Origin of the sequence: Streptomyces sp. P9-A4 (assembly GCF_036634195.1) — a bacterium.
Lineage (GTDB): Bacteria > Actinomycetota > Actinomycetes > Streptomycetales > Streptomycetaceae > Streptomyces.
The window spans coordinates 75,619-92,613 of record NZ_JAZIFY010000002.1 but is presented as its reverse complement, the minus strand read 5'-3'; the positions used below and the strand labels follow the sequence as shown (position 1 = coordinate 92,613).

13 protein-coding genes are annotated in these 16,995 nt (G+C 72.8%); all 13 read right to left on the bottom strand.

From position 1 onward, the window contains the following. Positions 1–114: 114 nt before the first annotated feature. Complete coding sequence (locus V4Y03_RS31070) at positions 115–1,638, bottom strand: SulP family inorganic anion transporter (protein WP_332437368.1); 1,524 nt, start codon at positions 1,636–1,638, stop codon at positions 115–117. Positions 1,639–2,192: 554 nt separating this feature from the next. Then, entirely contained in the window at positions 2,193–3,029 is an 837-nt protein-coding gene (gene ehuA, locus V4Y03_RS31065; protein WP_443079900.1) for an ectoine/hydroxyectoine ABC transporter ATP-binding protein EhuA, read from the bottom strand. After that, on the bottom strand, positions 3,019–3,654 hold the full coding sequence (ehuD, locus tag V4Y03_RS31060) for an ectoine/hydroxyectoine ABC transporter permease subunit EhuD (RefSeq protein ID WP_317877047.1): 636 nt from the start codon (positions 3,652–3,654) through the stop codon (positions 3,019–3,021). The genes ehuA and ehuD overlap by 11 nt, the downstream gene beginning before the upstream one ends. Further along, positions 3,654–4,454 carry an ectoine/hydroxyectoine ABC transporter permease subunit EhuC gene (ehuC, locus tag V4Y03_RS31055; protein WP_332437367.1) on the bottom strand — a complete coding sequence of 267 codons (801 nt, stop codon included), beginning with the start codon at positions 4,452–4,454 and terminating at the stop codon, positions 3,654–3,656. Before ehuC ends, ehuD begins: the two co-directional genes overlap by 1 nt. Before the next feature lie 19 nt (positions 4,455–4,473). Then, positions 4,474–5,409, bottom strand: coding sequence for an ectoine/hydroxyectoine ABC transporter substrate-binding protein EhuB (ehuB, locus tag V4Y03_RS31050; RefSeq protein ID WP_332437366.1), 936 nt, complete (start codon positions 5,407–5,409; stop codon positions 4,474–4,476). A 42-nt stretch (positions 5,410–5,451) separates the two neighbouring features. Next, complete coding sequence (gene thpD / locus V4Y03_RS31045; RefSeq protein ID WP_332437365.1) at positions 5,452–6,351, bottom strand: ectoine hydroxylase; 900 nt, start codon at positions 6,349–6,351, stop codon at positions 5,452–5,454. Positions 6,352–6,440: 89 nt separating this feature from the next. Continuing rightward, positions 6,441–6,848, bottom strand: coding sequence for an ectoine synthase (locus V4Y03_RS31040; protein WP_317877042.1), 408 nt, complete (start codon positions 6,846–6,848; stop codon positions 6,441–6,443). A 122-nt stretch (positions 6,849–6,970) separates the two neighbouring features. Continuing rightward, positions 6,971–8,278 (bottom strand): diaminobutyrate--2-oxoglutarate transaminase, encoded by a 1,308-nt coding sequence (gene ectB / locus V4Y03_RS31035; protein ID WP_317877043.1) that lies wholly within the window; start codon positions 8,276–8,278, stop codon positions 6,971–6,973. Positions 8,279–8,336: 58 nt separating this feature from the next. Further along, a complete protein-coding gene (gene ectA, locus V4Y03_RS31030; protein ID WP_332437364.1) occupies positions 8,337–8,945 on the bottom strand; it encodes a diaminobutyrate acetyltransferase in 609 nt (202 codons plus the stop codon). Positions 8,946–9,418: 473 nt separating this feature from the next. Continuing rightward, the gene (locus V4Y03_RS31025; protein WP_332437363.1) at positions 9,419–11,731 is read right to left on the bottom strand and encodes an ATP-binding protein; all 2,313 of its coding nucleotides are present in this window, start codon (positions 11,729–11,731) and stop codon (positions 9,419–9,421) included. A 476-nt stretch (positions 11,732–12,207) separates the two neighbouring features. Further along, complete coding sequence (locus tag V4Y03_RS31020; RefSeq protein WP_332437362.1) at positions 12,208–15,012, bottom strand: hypothetical protein; 2,805 nt, start codon at positions 15,010–15,012, stop codon at positions 12,208–12,210. A 294-nt stretch (positions 15,013–15,306) separates the two neighbouring features. Then, the gene (locus V4Y03_RS31015) at positions 15,307–16,116 is read right to left on the bottom strand and encodes a hypothetical protein (protein WP_332437361.1); all 810 of its coding nucleotides are present in this window, start codon (positions 16,114–16,116) and stop codon (positions 15,307–15,309) included. A gap of 170 nt (positions 16,117–16,286) precedes the next feature. Next, the gene (locus tag V4Y03_RS31010) at positions 16,287–16,919 is read right to left on the bottom strand and encodes a maleylpyruvate isomerase family mycothiol-dependent enzyme (protein WP_332437360.1); all 633 of its coding nucleotides are present in this window, start codon (positions 16,917–16,919) and stop codon (positions 16,287–16,289) included. Between the last annotated feature and the right edge of the window lie 76 nt (positions 16,920–16,995).

The following is a 16,995-nucleotide window of genomic DNA, read 5'->3' as shown; positions in this document are numbered from 1 at the left end:
CCGGGCGTGACCGGCGACCGGCCGGGCCGCCGACCGCCGCCCCGCGAGGGGCGGCGCGCGACCCGGCCACCGGTCACGCCCGCAGCCGTTCACCTTCGACGCGCGGAGTGACGGTCAGTGGCCGACCGCGAGTTCGCCGCTCAGTCTGCCGTGGAGCCGGGCGCTGGGGTCGTTGAGGCCGACGATCTCGACGGTCTTCCCGCGCTGCGCGTACTTGCTCTCGACGATGTCGAGGGCGGCGACGGACGAGGCGTCCCAGACGTGCGCGCCGGACAGGTCGATGACGATCCTGCCGGCGTCGGTGGCGTAGTCGAAACGGCCGACCAGCTCGCCCGCCGAGGCGAAGAACAGTTCGCCGCTGATCCGGTAGACCACGGTCGTGCCGGTGGGATCGGGGACGGCGGTCAGCTCGGCCTGGTGGGCGACGCGCCGGGCGAAGATCACCACGGCCGTCAGGCAGCCGAGGACGACGCCGACGGCGAGGTTGTGGGTGGCGAGCACGGCCACGACCGTGAGGACCATGACGACGATCTCACCGGTGGGCATCCGGCGGAGCGTCTTCGGGGCGATCGAGTGCCAGTCGAACGTCGCGAACGACACCATGATCATGACGGCGACCAGGACGGCCATCGGGATGTCGGAGACGACCGGGCCGAACGCGAGGCACAGCACCATCAGGAACGCGCCGGCGAGGAAGGTCGAGAGCCTCGTTCGGGCGCCGGAGACCTTCACGTTGATCATCGTCTGGCCGATCATGGCGCAGCCGCCGATGCCGCCGAAGAAGCCGGTGACGATGTTGGCGATGCCCTGGCCGACGGACTCGCGCTTCTTGTCGGACGGCGTGTCGGTGATGTCGTCCACCAGCTTGGCGGTCATCAGCGACTCCATCAGCCCGACCAGGGCCATCGCGAAGGCGTACGGCGCGATCGTCGTCAGCGTGTCCGTGGTGAAGGGGACGTCCGGCAGACCGGGCACCGGCAGGGAGGTCGGCAGGGCGCCCTTGTCGCCCACGGTCGGCACCGCGATCCCGGCGGCTACGGTCAGCGAGGTGAGGGCCACGATGGAGACGAGCGGCGCGGGCACCAGCGTGGTGACCTTCGGCAGGAACACCATCAGCGCCAGGCCGGCGGCGAGCAGCGGGTAGACGGCCCAGGGCACGTCCGTCAGCTCGTGCAGCTGGGTCATGAAGACCAGGATCGCGAGCGAGTTCACGAACCCGACCATCACCGAGCGGGGCACGAACCGCACCAGCTTCGCGACCCCGAGCAGCCCCAGCACGATCTGGAAGACGCCCGCGAGGATGACGGCGGCGATCAGGTACCCGAGCCCGTGCTCACGGTTCAGCGGCGCGATGACGAGGGCGACGGCGCCGGTCGCGGCGGAGATCATCGCCCGTCGGCCACCGACGACGGAGATCGTCACCGCCATGGTGAAGGAGGCGAAGAGACCGAGTGCCGGGTCGACACCGGCGATGATCGAGAACGAGATCGCCTCGGGAATCAACGCGAGGGCGACGACCAGACCGGCCAGCACCTCGGTACGCCAGACCTTCGGATCGGACAGCCAGTCCGGCCCGAGACGACGCAGGCGCGAGCTGGTGCGCGGCGCGACGGCCGGGCGGGAAGCGAGGGAGGGCAAGGAGAGGGAACCTGTCGTGCTCGGGCACACCCCCGTACGGCAGGCCGGGAGGTGCGGGAAGGAAACGCGGGGGACGAGGAGCCGTGCGGGAGTGAGCACGGCCCGGGCTCACGGCCGAGGGCAGGCCCTCACGGAGGGCAGACGGCGGCGCCGGAGGCCACGGGGTCGCGCACGCTTCTCTCCAGCGGGGTCGGGTCTTCACCAGGAGCGTCGTCGGCCCGGCCACAGCAACGGCGCGCAGCCGGTCCACCGGCCTCGCCGACCGCCGACTCTACCTGGGGAGCGCGTACGCCGGACTCGGGGCGACCGGGATCCCCGTCGGCCGCTCGCCGTCACCCGCGGGAGCCGTCACCTCGTACAGGCGGCCACGCCGTACGGTCCCGCCCTTCGTACGGGCCGCCACGCCGTACGGTCCCGCCCTTCGTACGAGCCGCCACGCCGTTCGGGCCCGCCCCTCGTGCGGGCCGCCACCCCGCGCGACCGTGATCTCGTACGATCCGGCACCCTGTACGAGACGGACCCGGACCGCACGAACCGTCTTCCCGTACGAGATCTCACCTCACCGAGCGCAGGAACGACCTCGTCCGTTCGTGTTCCGGTGCGTCGAGCAGTCGGGCCGCCGCTCCCGACTCGATGATCCGGCCCTGGTCGAACATCAGGATGCGGTCCGACACATCACGGGCGAAGCCCATCTCGTGCGTGACGCAGAGCAGTGTGATCTCGGTGTCGCGCGCGATGCCCCGCAGCACGTCCAGGACCTCCGCCACCAGCTCCGGGTCGAGCGCGGACGTCACCTCGTCGAGCAGCAGGATCTCCGGCCGCATCGCGAGCGCGCGGGCGATGGCCACCCGCTGCTGCTGCCCGCCGGAGAGCCGGGTGGGCCGGGCGTCGATCTTGTCGTCGAGGCCGACCAGCCCGAGCAGGTCGCGGGCGTGTGCCTCCGCCGCCTCCCGGCTCTCGCCGAGCACGTGGACGGGCGCCTCGACGACGTTCTCCAGCACGTTCATGTGGGGGAACAGGTTGAACTGCTGGAAGACCATGCCGACCCGGCGCCGCCGCGTCGCGAGCTCCCGCTCGCTCGTCGGCACCGGCTTGCCGCCGTCGGAACCCGAGGGCGTGTGGGAGTAGGGGAGCCCGTCGACGTGGATGACGCCCTCGGTGACCCGCTCCAGCGTCATGAGCAGCCGCAGGATGGTGGTCTTGCCCGAGCCGCTCGGCCCGATCAGCGTCACGCGTTCGCCGCGCCCCACGGACAGGTCGAGGCCGTCGAGCACGGTGTGGTCCCCGTACCGCTTGGTGACCCGTTCGAAGCGGACCGCGTCCGGGACCGCGTCCACGGCGGGCGGGTCCGGCCGTGGCCCCGGGGTCTTCGAGAGCCGCTCAGTGGGCAAGGCGTGCCTCCAGTCGTCGTACGAGCAGGGACGTGGGCCAGCTCGCGAGCAGGAACACCGCGGCGGCCAGGGTGAAACTCTCCAGATAGGCGAAGTGCGTGCTGCCGAAGGTGTTCGCCTCGTGGACCATCTCGTGCACGGTGATCACCGACAGCAGCGGCGTCTCCTTGAAGAGGGAGACGGCGTAGTTCCCGAGCGGCGGCAGGACGTTCCGCACCGCCTGCGGCAGCACCACCGCCCGCCACGTCCGGTGACGCGGCAGCGAGAGCGCCGTGCACGCCTCCCACTGCCCCTTCGGTACGGCGTCGATGCCCGTGCGGTACACCTCGGAGAGGTACGTGGCGTAGTGCACGCCCAGGACGAGCACGCCGAGCGCCAGCGGGTCGAGGGCGGGGATCAGCACCCAGGCCGCGAACAGCTGCACGAGCAGCGGCGTCGAGCGGACGAACGCCGCCGCACCGCCGACCGGCGCGGCCACCCACCGGGGCGCCGCACGCCCCACGACGGCCAGGACCAGGCCGAGGACGGCCGCGACGACGAAACCGAGGACGGTCGCGGCCAGGGTCACCCCGAAGCCCTTGAGCACGACGGGCAGCGCGGTCAGGGCCGCGTCACCGTCCCACATCACGCACCACCTCCCTGCCCGAGGCGGGCCTTCGCGGACCGCTCCAGGGCGTTCATCAGCAGACTCAGTACGGCGGCCACGGCGCCGTAGACCGCGAGGAGCAGCAGATAGGCGGCGGCCGTGTCACCGGTCGCGGACCGCAACTGGTCGATCTCGAAGGTCAGATCGGGCACGGTGACGAGCGACAGCAAGGGGGTCGCCTTCAGCAGCTGGACCAGCAGGTTCTTGAACGGCGCGATCATCAGCGCCTGTGCCTGCGGCAGCACCACCCGCCTCAGCCGCAGCCCCGGCCGCATGCCGAGCGCGACCGCCGCCTCGCTCTGCGAGGCCGGCACCGCAGCGACCGCGCCCCGCACCACCTCCGCCCCGTACGCCCCGAAGTTGAGCCCGAGCGCGAGGACACCGCACGCGAGCGGTTCCAGCCGGAAGCCGAGCATGGGCAGCGCGAAGAACAGCCAGAACAGCTGCACGTACAGCGAGGTGCCCCGGAAGAACTCGACGACCACCCGCGCCCCGCCGCGTACGAGCCCGCGCGAGGAACCGGCCGCGAGCCCCAGCGCGTAGGACAGGACGAGGGCGAGCGCGGCCCCGAGGACCGTCGCCTCCACCGTGACGAGCAGGCCCTCCCCGAGCCGGGGCAGGGCGCTCCCCAGCTCGGCGAGGAACCCGGGAGCGGCCTCGGTGGCGCCGGACGCCCGCGCAGGGGGCAGAGGAGTCCCGGCCACCTGCTCGGGAAGCGAGAGGGCTCCGGCCGACGGCCCGTGCGACACGAGGGTTTCGGCCCACTGCCCGTGCGACATGAGGGTTTCTGTCACCTGCTCAGGCCGCACAGAGATCGGCCGTCCGCAGGGAGCGGGGCGGGACCTCGCGCTCGGTGAACCCGTAGCGGCCGACGAGCCGTACGTACCGGGCCGGGTCGCCGGTTATCCTCGCCAGCTCCCGGTCGAAGGCGTCCCGCAGCCCGGTCGCCCCCTGCCGGAACACCGCGCCACCCGCGCTGAACTGCTCGACCCCGTCCACCACGGGCACGAACGGCGCGCCCACCTGCACCGCCGCACCCCGGTTCGTACGGGCCAGCCAGCGCAGCGAGATGCCGGTCAGCGCGAAGGCGTCGATCCGGCCGGCGAGCAGCGCGTCGAGACCGTCCTGCTGCTTGGCCAGCGTCTTCACCGAGCCGTCCGGCACGCCGGCCGCCTTGGCGTACGAGGCCTCCACGGCCGCTGTGAGCACCCCCACGGTGGCGCCCCGCGCCACACAGGACGCGAAGTCGCTCAGCCCCTTCGGGTTCCCCTCGCGGACCATCAGCGCCGTCGGCGAGATGAACTCCGGCTCGGAGAACAGGACTTTCGCGCACCTCTCGGGCGTGATGGCCATGCCCGCGCTCACGACGTCGAACCGGTCCGCCAGCAGACCAGGGATGAGCGTGCCGAACTCGGTGAGCGTCGGGCGCAGTTCGCGGACGCCCAGCGCCGTGAAGATCTCCCGGTGGAGCGTCGGGGCCTCGCCGGCGAGCTCGCCGCCGTCCTGGAACCCGTACGGCGCCTCACCGGCGAACCCCACCCGCACGAAGCCCTGCTTCCGCAGCTTCGCCAGCAGGTCCGCGTCGCCCTTCGGTGCCCCGGTGCCCGCCTCGGTGCGGCTGCAGGCCGTCACGAACGCCGGGGTGAGGGCGGCAGCACCGAGCAGCGCCGATCTGGTGAGGAATCCGCGGCGGTCGAGGGGCGAGCGGCCCCGGCCGTCATCCTGACGGGACATGGACGTCCCCTTCCTTGTCGTGCGGACCATGGGCGGCGAGGGTCATCCGACGGGAGCGATGTCCCGCGCGGCGATGAACGACGGCCGCCGCACCGGCGCCGCGAAGGGCAGTTCCGGCTGGTTCTCGACGCTGTTGAACACGAGGAACACGTTGCTGCGCGGGTACGGGGTGATGTTGTCGCCCGAACCGTGCAGGGCGTTGCAGTCGAACCAGGTCGCCGAGCCCGCGGGGCCGGTGAACTGGCGGATGCCGCAGGCGTCGGCGAACGTGGTGAGGGCCTCGTGGGACGGCGTCCCCGCGTCCTGCATACGGAGCGACTTCTTGTAGTTGTCGCGCGGCGTCTCGCCGGCGCAGCCCAGGAACGTCCGGTGCGAACCCGGCATGATCATCAGGCTGCCGTTGGTGCTGTGGTTCGGGGTGAGGGCGATCGACACGGAGACCGTCCGCATCCGCGGCAGACCGTCCTCCGCGTGCCAGGTCTCGAAGTCGGAGTGCCAGTAGAAGCCGCTGGCGCCGAAGCCCGGCTTGACGTTGACCCGCGACTGGTGGACGTACACATCGGAACCGAGGATCTGACGGGCGCGCCCGACGACGCGCGGGTCGGCCGCGAGCCGGGCGAACACCTCGCTGATCCGGTGCACCTCGAACACGGACCGGATCTCCCGCGAGTCGGGCTCGACGACGGCGCGCTCGTCCTGCCGGACCGCCGGGTCCGTGACGAGCCGGTCGAGCTCGTCACGGAGCACCTCCACCTCCTCCGGGGTGACGAGCTCGTCGACGGTGACGAACCCGTCGCGCTCGTACTCCTCGAGCTCCCGCGCCCAGAAGGGCCCGGCGGTGCCGGGCGCGGACCACACGACGGGGTCCTTGCGGCCGATCAGCTGCTCCTCGGTGCCACGGGTCGGGTAGAGGTCGACGGGACGGGCGGGGGCGGAGGTCATGAGAGGCGGTGCCTTCCTTGTCTCGTGCGGGGGGTCGTCGGGTGCGAGGGTGCGAGGGTGCGGGGGTGCCGGGGTTCGGGCGGGTGGGCTCAGGCAGTGGGCTCGGGCTCGGTGAGCAGCGGGTAGACGCCGTTCTCGTCGTGGTCCTCACGGCCGGTGACCGGCGGGTTGAAGACGCAGAGGCAGCGGAAGTCCCGCTTGACGTCGAGGGTGTGCCGCTCGTGCCCGTCGAGCAGGTACATCGTTCCGGGCACGATCGTGTACGTACGGCCCGTCTCGAGGTCCGTGAGCTCGGCCTCACCGGCGGTGCAGACGACGGCCTCGACGTGGTTCGCGTACCACATGGAGGTACGGGTGCCCGCGTACAGCACGGTCTCGTGCAGGGAGAACCCGACCCGTTCACGGGCCAGGACGATGCGCTTGCTCTCCCAGGTGCCGGAGGCGGCCTTCACATGCCTTTCAGTGCCGTCGAGTTCGTCGAAGGAACGCACGATCACGAGGGATCGCCTTTCTGTCGGGGGTGGGGTGGGGGGAACGGACGCCGGGGCCTGACGCGTTGCGGCGCGCTCGGGGTCGGCGATGTGGAGCCGGGCGCGACGTGGGGTGTCGGGTGCCGGGGTCAGGCGGCGCGGCGGTCTGACGTGCGGAGGTCGGCCGTGTGCCGGACGGAGCGGGCCAGGATGCCGAGGCCCTCGTCGAGTTCGTCGTCCGTCACCGTCAGCGGCGGCAGCAGCTTGACCACCTCGCCGTGCGGCCCGGACGTCTCCAGGAGCAGACCCAGCTCGAAGGCGCGCCGGCACACGGCCTCGGCCCGCTCGCCGTCGCCGAACTCCAGGCCCCAGACCAGACCGCGGCCCCGGGTCCGGAGCGCCGTGCGGCCGTCCTCGCCGCACAGGTCGAGGAGCGCGTGCTCGACGCGTCCGGCGCGGGTCAGGGTGCGCTCGCGCAGGGTGCCGTCGGCCCAGAACGTCTCCAGGGCCTTGGTCGCGGTCACGAAGGCGGGGTTGTTGCCGCGGAACGTGCCGTTGTGCTCGCCCGGCTGCCAGACGTCCAGCTCGGGGCGGAACAGGCACAGGGCCATGGGGAGCCCGTAGCCGCTGATGGACTTCGACAGGGTGACGATGTCGGGCACGATGCCCGCCTCCTCGAAGGAGAAGAAGTCGCCCGTGCGGCCGCAGCCCATCTGGACGTCGTCCACGATGAGGAGCATGTCCCAACGGCGGCACAGGTCGGCGAGCTGCCGCAGCCACTCCACGCGGGCGACGTTGACGCCGCCCTCTCCCTGGACGGTCTCGACGATGACGGCGGCGGGGTGGTCGAGACCGGAGCCGGGGTCGCCGAGGAGCCGCTCGAACCAGAGGAAGTCCGGCATCCGCCCACCGAGGTAGTGGTCGAACGGCATCTGGGTGGCGTGGTTGAGCGGGACGCCCGCGCCGGCGCGCTTGGCGGCGTTGCCGGTGACGGCGAGTGAGCCGAGGGACATGCCGTGGAAGGCGTTGGTGAACGAGACGACGGTCTCGCGCCCGGTGACCTTGCGGGCGAGTTTGAGGGCGGCCTCGACGGCGTTGGTGCCGGTGGGGCCGGGGAACATGACCTTGTAGGGCAGGGAGCGCGGCTCCAGGACCGTCGTACGGAACGCTTCGAGGAAGTCCCGTTTGGCGGTCGTCGACATGTCCAGGCCGTGGGTGACGCCGTCACGCGCGAGGTAGTCGAGGAGCGCGCGCTTCAGGACGGGGTTGTTGTGGCCGTAGTTGAGGGAGCCCGCGCCGGCGAAGAAGTCGAGGAAGGGACGCCCGTCCTCGTCGTAGAGCCGGCTCCCGCTCGCGCGCTCGAAGACGACGGGCCAGGCGCGGCAGTAGCTGCGGACCTCGGATTCGACGGTCTCGAAGACGGAAGGGGCGGCGATGATGTCGGTGAGGGCGGTCACGTCTCTCCAGGATCGGTGCGGGTGCGGGTGAATGCTGGTCGGGGGGCCGTGCCGGGGGTCAGTACGTCAGGGGCCCGATGCGGTAGAGGACTTCGGGCTCGTGTCCGGTGCCGTCGGGGCCGGGGAAGGCCGTGGACGGGAACAGGACCTCCTGGGTCACGGTCGCGCCGTGGCGGCGCGCGTACGAGCGGAACATCCGGTCGGAGGGCGCGTTGCCCGGGGTGACGGTCGCCTCCATCCGGTCGAGCCCGTGCTCGGCCGCGACGCGGGCGGCCAGGGAGTCGAGCAGTGCTCCGGCTACCCCGGTTCCGCGGTGCGAACCATCGACGGCGACCTGCCACACGAAGAGCGTGCGGGGGGCGTCGGGGCGCAGATACCCGGTGACGAAGCCGACCGGCCGCCCCTCGGCGTCGCGGGCGACGGCGGTCGTGTCGGCGAAGTCCCGGCACCACAGCAGGTAGCTGTAGGGCGAGTTGACGTCCAGTTCCCCCGAGTCACGGGCGATCCGCCACAGCCCGGAACCGTCGCTCACACGGGCCCGTCCGAGGCCGACGCCGAGATCGGGCCTGGCCTCGGGGCCGCGTCGGGGGTCGCGTCGGGGGTCGCGTTCGGATCCGGCGGAGTGGCCGGGGCCGGTGATCGGGGAGGTCACATGGGCGGTGGTCATGTGCGCCGAAGCTACCGAGCGAAGAGGGGAACTTCCTGGGGCGGAGGGGTTGTGTGCCCAAGAGCGCGCGTGATAGATGCACGACGACGCTCACCGGCGCCAATGCACCCCCGAAGGCAAGGAAAACCACCCCAAACCAGCGAATATCTTGTGTTTATAACGGCTGGATAACGCATTGTCGATGGACTGCTCGCCTCCCCATCTGATGTGAGACAGTCCCGCATTTCGGGTTTGGGACGCCCGTACGGGGTCAGGTGTACGGGTTCGGGGGCGGCTGCTCCGACCACGCGGACACCGGTCGGGGGAGCGGGATTGTCAGACCCTGGACCTACCGTGGAGGGGTCCTTAGTCACGCGTGCTGGCTGCTCGTTGCTGCTCGGGACCGGCGCCCCGCCGGCGTGGAACCCGGGCGGGGCGTCGCCGTGCCACCTCGCCGTCCTGCCGTCCGTTCAGGCGGGCTTGCGAGCGGCGGGTCAAAGGCGGCCGGCGCCGTCCTCGGCGGTGTGTGCCGGCCATGCCCCGGTGCGTGGGGTCGGGACGAACGGCCGGTGCCGATCCGACGGGTTGTGGGAGCCGTCCCGGGCGCTTTCGATGTGGTCGAGCAACTGACGGAGCGCCGTGACGGCCTGTGGCGCGGCACCGGGTTCGTCGGCCAGGCGCGCCAGCGTCCGCCGGATGCGGTGCCACGCGCGGCCCGTGCGGCCCGCGCGGTGGTCGGCGAAGGCGCGGGCGTACTGGGCGAGGGCGGCGGCCCACAGGTCGTCGGCGCCGCTCGGCCGGGCCAGCGCGAGGTCCGCCGTGCGCGCGGCGGCCTCGGGATCATGATCTGCCTGTACGACTGACAGGGCCGCCAGGCTGACGGCGGGCGACGGGCCGCCGTAAGCCCCTTCCGGAGTGGTGTCGGCGGCCAGGCGGTAGGAGCGGGAGGCCGCCTCCCGGTCGCGCCGCTGCCAGGCGAGCGCTCCGTGGACGTGGGCGATACGGCCCACGAGGGCGTCGTCCCCGGCCATGACGGCGGCCGGCCATGCGAGGTCAAGCAGCCGATGTGCCGTCCGGGGGTCCTGCGCCGCGACCAGCCAGGCCGCCAGCCATCGCCCACGCGCCGTCAGAGGACTGCCGGCGGGGAGGTGGGGGAGCAGACCGAGCAGGAGACGGCCACCCTCCGAGCCGCGATCGTGCACCGCCCACCAGAACCACAGGTGCAGGACGGCTTCCACCGCCGCCTCGACACGCTCGGCGCAGGCGGCGTGGCAGGCCTCGACCGTGCGATCGGCATCGGCCGTGTGCTCGAAACCGGTTGAACGGTCGAAGCCCGCTGCGTGCTCGACATCGCCCGTCGGGGCGGAGCCGGTCGTGTTCTCGGGATCGGCCGTCGGGGCGGGGTCGGTCGTGTTCTCGGGATCGGCCGTCGTGTCGGGGGCGGTCGTGTGCCCGGCATCGGCTGGGTGCGCGGCGTCCGCATCCGCCGTGTCTACGGCGGTGGCCGCGCCCCCGGCGCCGTCGGAGTGCCCGGCACCGGCCGCGTGTTCGGCGCGAGGCATGTCGTGCGCGTGGGCGGCGCCCGCGAGCGCCCCCTCGGCCAAGGCCATCAGCTCGTCGTGCTCGTCGAGGACGATCCGCACCGCCTGGCGCTGGAGCCCCATGTGCCACAGTGTCTCGGCGACCGCCGCGACCCCCCGGAAGTGGATCGCGTGCCGGGCGAGCGCATGCTGCGACTCCCCTGCCCCGCGAAGCCGTTCGGCCCCGAAGTCGCGCGCCGCACGCGCCATGCGATAGCGCGGACGGCGTACCGCACCCGGCTCGCCGATCACCTGGAGCACCCCCGTCGCGCTGAGCAGCGCCAGGCAGGACGGCACGTGCTGCGGCTCGACTTCGCCGCCCGCGCACAGACGAACCGCCGCCTCCTCGGTGAACGACCCGGCGAAGACACTCGCGCGGTGCCAGACCTTGCGTACCGCCGGATCGCACAGCGCGTGCACCGCGCCGATGGAGGCCCGCAGGGACCGGTGGCGCCGGAGGGCCGGACCCGGACCGGCCAGCCAGCACTGGTCCGTCTCCAGGCGGTCGGCGAGTTGTCGTACCGTACGGTCGCCCAGCCGGCCGGCCGCCAGCTCGATCGCCAGCGGAACCCCTTCCAGGAGTCTGCACACCCGCCGCACGTCCGGCATGTCTCCCTCCGCCACCGGCGGGCAGCCGTGCGCGCGGGCGAGGAAGAGCTCGACGGCGGGTGCGTGATCCGGCGAACCCGAAGGCGCATTGACGGCCAACGGCGCCACCCGCACCACCCGTTCGTCGCCGAGTCCGAGCGCGCGGCGCGCGGTCACGAGGACTCGCAGCGTGGGCGCGGCCATGAGCAGGCGCTGCACCAGGCCCGCGCACTCGGCGTGCACGGGGTCGACATCGTCCAGGACCAGCAGGAGTCCGTGCGAGGCCGCGGCGTACGCGGCGGCGGTGACGTGCCCGGGCTTCGTGCCCGGCGGCGCTCCCGCGGCGGCGGTGAGCGCCCGGGCCACCCGCGCGGCCAGGGCGCCCGGTCCGACGGGCACGCCGTCGTGCCACCGCACCCGGACCATGTCCTGCCAGGGACCGTCGGCGAAGGGTGCCGCGACGGCCACGGCGAGTCGGCTCTTGCCGACCCCGGCCGCCCCCGTCACGGTCACCTGCCGGTGTCCGGCCAGGGCGGCACGCAGTTCCGCGAGTTCCCCGGAGCGGCCCAGCAGGCCGCCCGCCTCCAGGCCCGACGGGCTGCCGGGCCCGTCGTCGAAGCCTTCGGCGCGTGTCCACACATGGGGGTACCTCACGACCTCGGTGCCATCGCTTCCCTTGAGGACGCCACCTCGGAGGCCTCGCCGTGCGGCGGGAAAGCCGCAGGCCCAGCTTGCAGAACCGTCACTGCAAGAGGCGTCACGGCAACCACAACGCGCGAGCGGTACGCCGAGTGGCGCGGGTACGCTCCGGATCACACCCCAGGGGGAGCGGTCGTATGCCTGTGCGTGAATCGCGCCGCAGGCGCGTCGGGAAGCGACGGAGGCGGGCAACGGACCCTTTCCCGGGGCCCGCTGCCCGCCTCCGTGGCAGGTCGCGGCGCGTACGTCAGGGCGCGCAGGCGCCCGCGCGTGCCTCAGGCACGCCGTACGGCACTACGGGTACGTGACGACGGGCGTACGTCCCGACGGGCGCACGCGAGACAGGCGTAAGTCCCGACAGGCGTAAGTCCCGACGGGGCGCACGCGAGACAGTCGTCCCTCCCGACCCGCGCACGTCATGGCTCGTCCCGCACCCGTCCTGTGAACTCCGGGCCCGGCACGGGCTCCCAAGCCCCGTCGTACGTGGTGAGCTGCCCCCGCATCGACTCCACCGGCTCGCTGACGCCGTCCTCGACCGTCGGCACGGTCACCTCCGCGCTCGTGGCGCCCGCGGGGATGTCGACGCCGAGGTACAGGCCGCCGTTCTCGATGCGCGAGAGCGGGACGGCCGGCTCCGGAACCTCGCCGAGGTGGTCCAGCAGCCACGCCCGGTCGACGTCCGCCGTGGACAGTTCCGGCGCTTGCCCCGGAGACGGTCCCGTACCGGCGGCCGGCGGGAGGAAGGTGATGCCGCCGGAGATGTCGACATCGGCGGGCTCGGAGAGCGTCACGCGCCAGGTGAGGGCGGAGCCCTCGGGCACGTCGTCCGCGACGGGAGTGAGGCTCACCGCCGGTACGGCGTCGTCGTTCAGCGCGGTCACCCCGCCCCGGTGCGCGCCGACCACCGTCCCGCGCACGGCCTTGACGAACGCGTCGTGTGTGACGTCGTAGCCGTAACGGGTGTTGCCGCGCACCTCGACCGGCACGTCGATGTCGTGGCGTCCGGGACGCACCGTCACGACACGGGATGTGAACTCGCCCGTGTCGGGCCGGGGGACGAACAGACGGATCTGACCGCTGCCTTGGCCCGAGACCCGCACCGGCACCCGGTAGGTGCGGACGCCGGAGTCGCCCTCCGCGACCCTGAGACGGCCGATGTCGACACGCGCGAGGGCGGCGGGGCGCACGGCGGGGGTGCCGGGGCGCCAGCCCCACGCGTCCATCAGCCAGGCGCGACCGGCGCCACCACGCGGGGTCAGCTCCAGCGTCGTGACGCGCTTCAGATCGAGACGGGAGCGCACCGCGGCCGACAGCGGCACCCGCACCTCGCGTGCCCAGGAGGAGGCGGTCCGCTCGCTGCCGGGCAGTCCGTCGATCCGGGTACGGCCCAGGTGCGCGCGGCGCCCCGAGCCGTCAGTGACGCTCACGTCCAGTTCGGTGCCCGCACTGTTGGGCGGGACGATCAGCCGCAGGGCCAGGGACTCGGCACCCGCCAGGGAGACGGGCCGGGTGGAGCGCACCCTCACGGGCGCACCAGGCCTCGACCACGCCATCGCGACGGCGTCACGGCCCGGTTCGGGATTGGCCTCCCAATACGCGAAGTGCGGCGAAAGACCACCCGCCTCCGGGGACAGGCAGGCGCGGGCGGCGTCGGGGTCGACCTGGGCGCAGAGCCTGCCGCCGCCGGACACGGTCACCGAGGGACCCGGCAGGAAGGCCGGCGTACGGTTCGCGCCGACGGCATGGGCGAGGACGCGGGCCGGGCCGGCGGAGGGCGCGCGGCGGCCCGTGCCGTCGAGGAGCGGACGGACCCGGTCGTCACCGCCGACGAACAGCCGGGCCGCCGCCGCGACATAGGTGGCGCCGGCGGCCTGCTGCTGTGTGGCCGTCAGACGGGTCCGCGCCCCCGGCGAGCAGACCGGGTCGGCGCCGTCCTCGGAGGAGAAGTCGTCGTAGGCCGGCGCCTCGGCCTGGCCGGGGGTCCACTCGCTGTTGAAGAAGTTGTGGTTGGCGCCGACCACGTAGACGGCGCTGTGCAGAGCCGCACCCCGGCTGACGCCCCGGGTCCCGTCGACGAAGTTCTGGCCCTGGAGGTCGGACACGTCGCCGTCACAGCCGGGCAGGACGGTCAGCGAGGGCACGTCGGGGGCCGGGTTGTTGCCGAAGATCGTGGGGCCGATCAGGACGGTGCCGCGGATCTTCCACCGGACGGGACCCCGGTAGCCGTCCTGGTCGGCGGGCGCCGGGTTGAGGCTGTCGAGGGCGGCCCGGTTGACTCCCTCGCCGCCCCGGGAGTGGCCGACGAGCAGCACCCGCGACAGGTCGGCGGGGGAAGTGCGGCGTACGGCGGCCGGAGCGGCCGACCTGTTCGCGGACCAGGCCGCCCAACGGGCCAGATGCAGCCGTACGAGCGAGGAGCGGGCCTGGGCGCCGCCGTCCTCGGCCCGGTAGTCCTGGCCGTTGATGCCGTTCGCGGAGACGGACAGCGTCACGTACCCCTGCGAGGCCAGGAGCCGCTGGGCGCGCAGGTACCCCTCGTGGCTCGGTATCGGCCGGGTTCCGTCCGCGCAGGGCCAGGAACCGTTCATCTCCTCGGTTCCAGGGGCGTAGCAGGTGTCGTGGCGGCCGTGCAGGAAGAGGGCCACCGGCCGCTTGCCCGGTGCGTCGGCCGGTCCCACCACCGTGGCGCGCATCTCGACGGGCTCGGGGAACCCGGGAAGCCGCACGGACGGTAGATCGTAGGAGCCGCTGACGGTGCGGTAGCGGCCCGGTGTCCCGGGATCCACCCGGTTCGCGGGAAGCGGCGCCTCCGGCGGCGCGGCGGGAGCGGGCGGCCGGGCGCCTGCGGAACGGGCGGGTCCGGTCGCGTCCAGCCGACGCCCACCGGCCGTCACCCGCAACCGCGTCCCCTCGGTGAGCCGGAAGTCCCCCAGCGGCAACCGGAAGGACCGGCCGTCCCGCTGGGCCACGGGTATGCCGAGCAGCCGGTCACCCGCGTGGAACTCGACCCGGGCATCGCCCATGGGCACGGGCTCGGACGCCGTCCAGACCAACTGCCGACCCGTACCGCCACCGACGACCTGCCAGCCCTCGGGAAGCTCGGACTCCCCGTACCGGCCCACGGACGGGGCGACGGACGACCCGCCGGGGGCGGGCAGGGCGTGAGCGGACCCGGGTGACACGAGGGCAAGGGCGAGTAAGGAGGCGGTCGTGGCGGTCATGCCACGTATGACACGTATCAAAGTGGTCTTCCTCGCGATTCGATCGATCTCATGGAGGCAGGGGGCGCCTCCGGCGCCGATGGGGCAGCCGCAGCCGCAGCCGCAGCCGCAGCCGCCGCCGTTGGCCCGGGGCCCGGGTACGGGGTGCCGGGTGCCCGGGAACGAACAGAGCCCCGTCCGAGAGAGGGCAACGGGGCTTCGGGGGTTGCCTCATGGGGTGCGAGGTGGCCGAATCGTGGCGGGTGGCGGGTGGCCGATGCACTGAGCACTGACCTGCTGAGCGGGTCTGCCCGCTCAGCCCTGCCGCTGCCGGACAAACCGCGCGACCACCACCACGGCCAGGACCGCACCAACCGTGACGACGGGCCAGACATGCTCGGTGAGCCAGTACGCACCGATGGCGCAGACCACGAAGAGGACGCCCCACAACCACCCCACAGCGGTCGACCGCCCGGAACCCCCGCTGGACGACCGCCTGCCCGAGTTGGCGGCGAAGTGCTCCCGCAGCGCGGCGCTCGGCCATCCGTCGCCCGCGCCTGCCAGGAGCCAGACCGGATCCATGTGCTGCCACCGCTGAAAATCCGAGATCAGTCCGTCCACGCGCCGTCCGGCCGTCGTGGTGGGATCGGCGTCGAGGCGCTCCATTTCGGACAGGGTCTCCTCGAACAGCAGGCGGATGCCGCCGTCACCGCCGTCGGCCAAGGCCTCGGTGCGCAGCAGAACGTAGGGGCCGAACCGGGCCTCGATGAGCCCGGCGAACTCGTCGTAGAGGGGCGAGTACCGCTCGCCGAGCCGACCGACGAGTCCCTGTCGCCGGGCGTGCAGCCGCGACAGCGCCGTCCGCTGGTCGACCACCAGGTAGGGGTACGTGGCATCGCCCCACTCGCTCAGCAACTCCGCGTGCTCCTCGGTACCGGCGTCCTCGGTGTCGGCGATCCTCGCCTCCATGAGGTCGCCGGGGCCGAACATCGCCCACCACAGCAGCGGAGGCCAGTTCTTGGCCTCCAGCTCCATCGCCCCGTCGAAGGAACCGGCCCGTTCACCCGCCGACCCGTCCGGTGTACGGGGCTCCAGGGCGCTGTCCAGATAGAGGCGCACACTCATGACGGTTCCCCTCCCTCACTCGCGGATACGCCGACCAGGGGCGCCGATGGCCGCCGCAGCACCACCGCAGCCCCCTTCCCTGCCGCCGAGGAACTCTTCCTCGGCTTGATCATTCCGCCGTCCGGATCCGGGCCCGCGTCCGGGTCCGGGGGCGTACGGCGACTTCCCCGTTACGAAGGTCGGCCCGCCGCCAGTGTGCTGACGCCGGGCCCCTCCAGATCCTCCAGGGCCACCCCGCGTCCCGAGACGGCCAGAAGCAGGGAGAGAACTGGCCCCCGCACGTCGGGCCCGGCGCCGACCGACAGGTCGGCGTCCGTCGCCGTGAGCCGGGCACGGGCCACCAACTCCTTCGCTCCGCCGAACGCCGCCGGCGTCCGCGCCTGCAGCCGCAGCGACCTGATGACGACCTCCGTCGGGTAGGAACGACTCAGCCCCAGCGGCCGGCGAATGTCCTCGCCGTGCACGACCTCCTCGACGAGCCGGCTGTCGAGGGGCGCCGGAGGCGTCGACCTGCGCGACGCCACCCGGCGGAACCGCTCCAAGGTCTCCTGCGGCGTGTCCCCGCGCTCACGCTCCACGCCGATCGTGTTCTGGCGGTCGAAGTCGAGCCGCGCACGGGCGAGAGCGATCACGAACCCGAGGCGCGTCGTCCGGGCGGTGTCGATCAGATGGGCGAGCACGTCGTGCACGGTCCAGCCGTCACAGAGCGACGGCTGCCGCCACTGTTCGTCATCGAGGTGTACGAGGTCCCCGATCAGGGCCGCCCGCTCGGCGTGCACCAGTGTCCACACGTCCTCCGTCATGACCTCTTCCTGTCCTCGTGGCCCGCAGCGTCTGCCCGTAGGACTTCCGAGGTGGCGGAAAATCATCGCCCGGAGG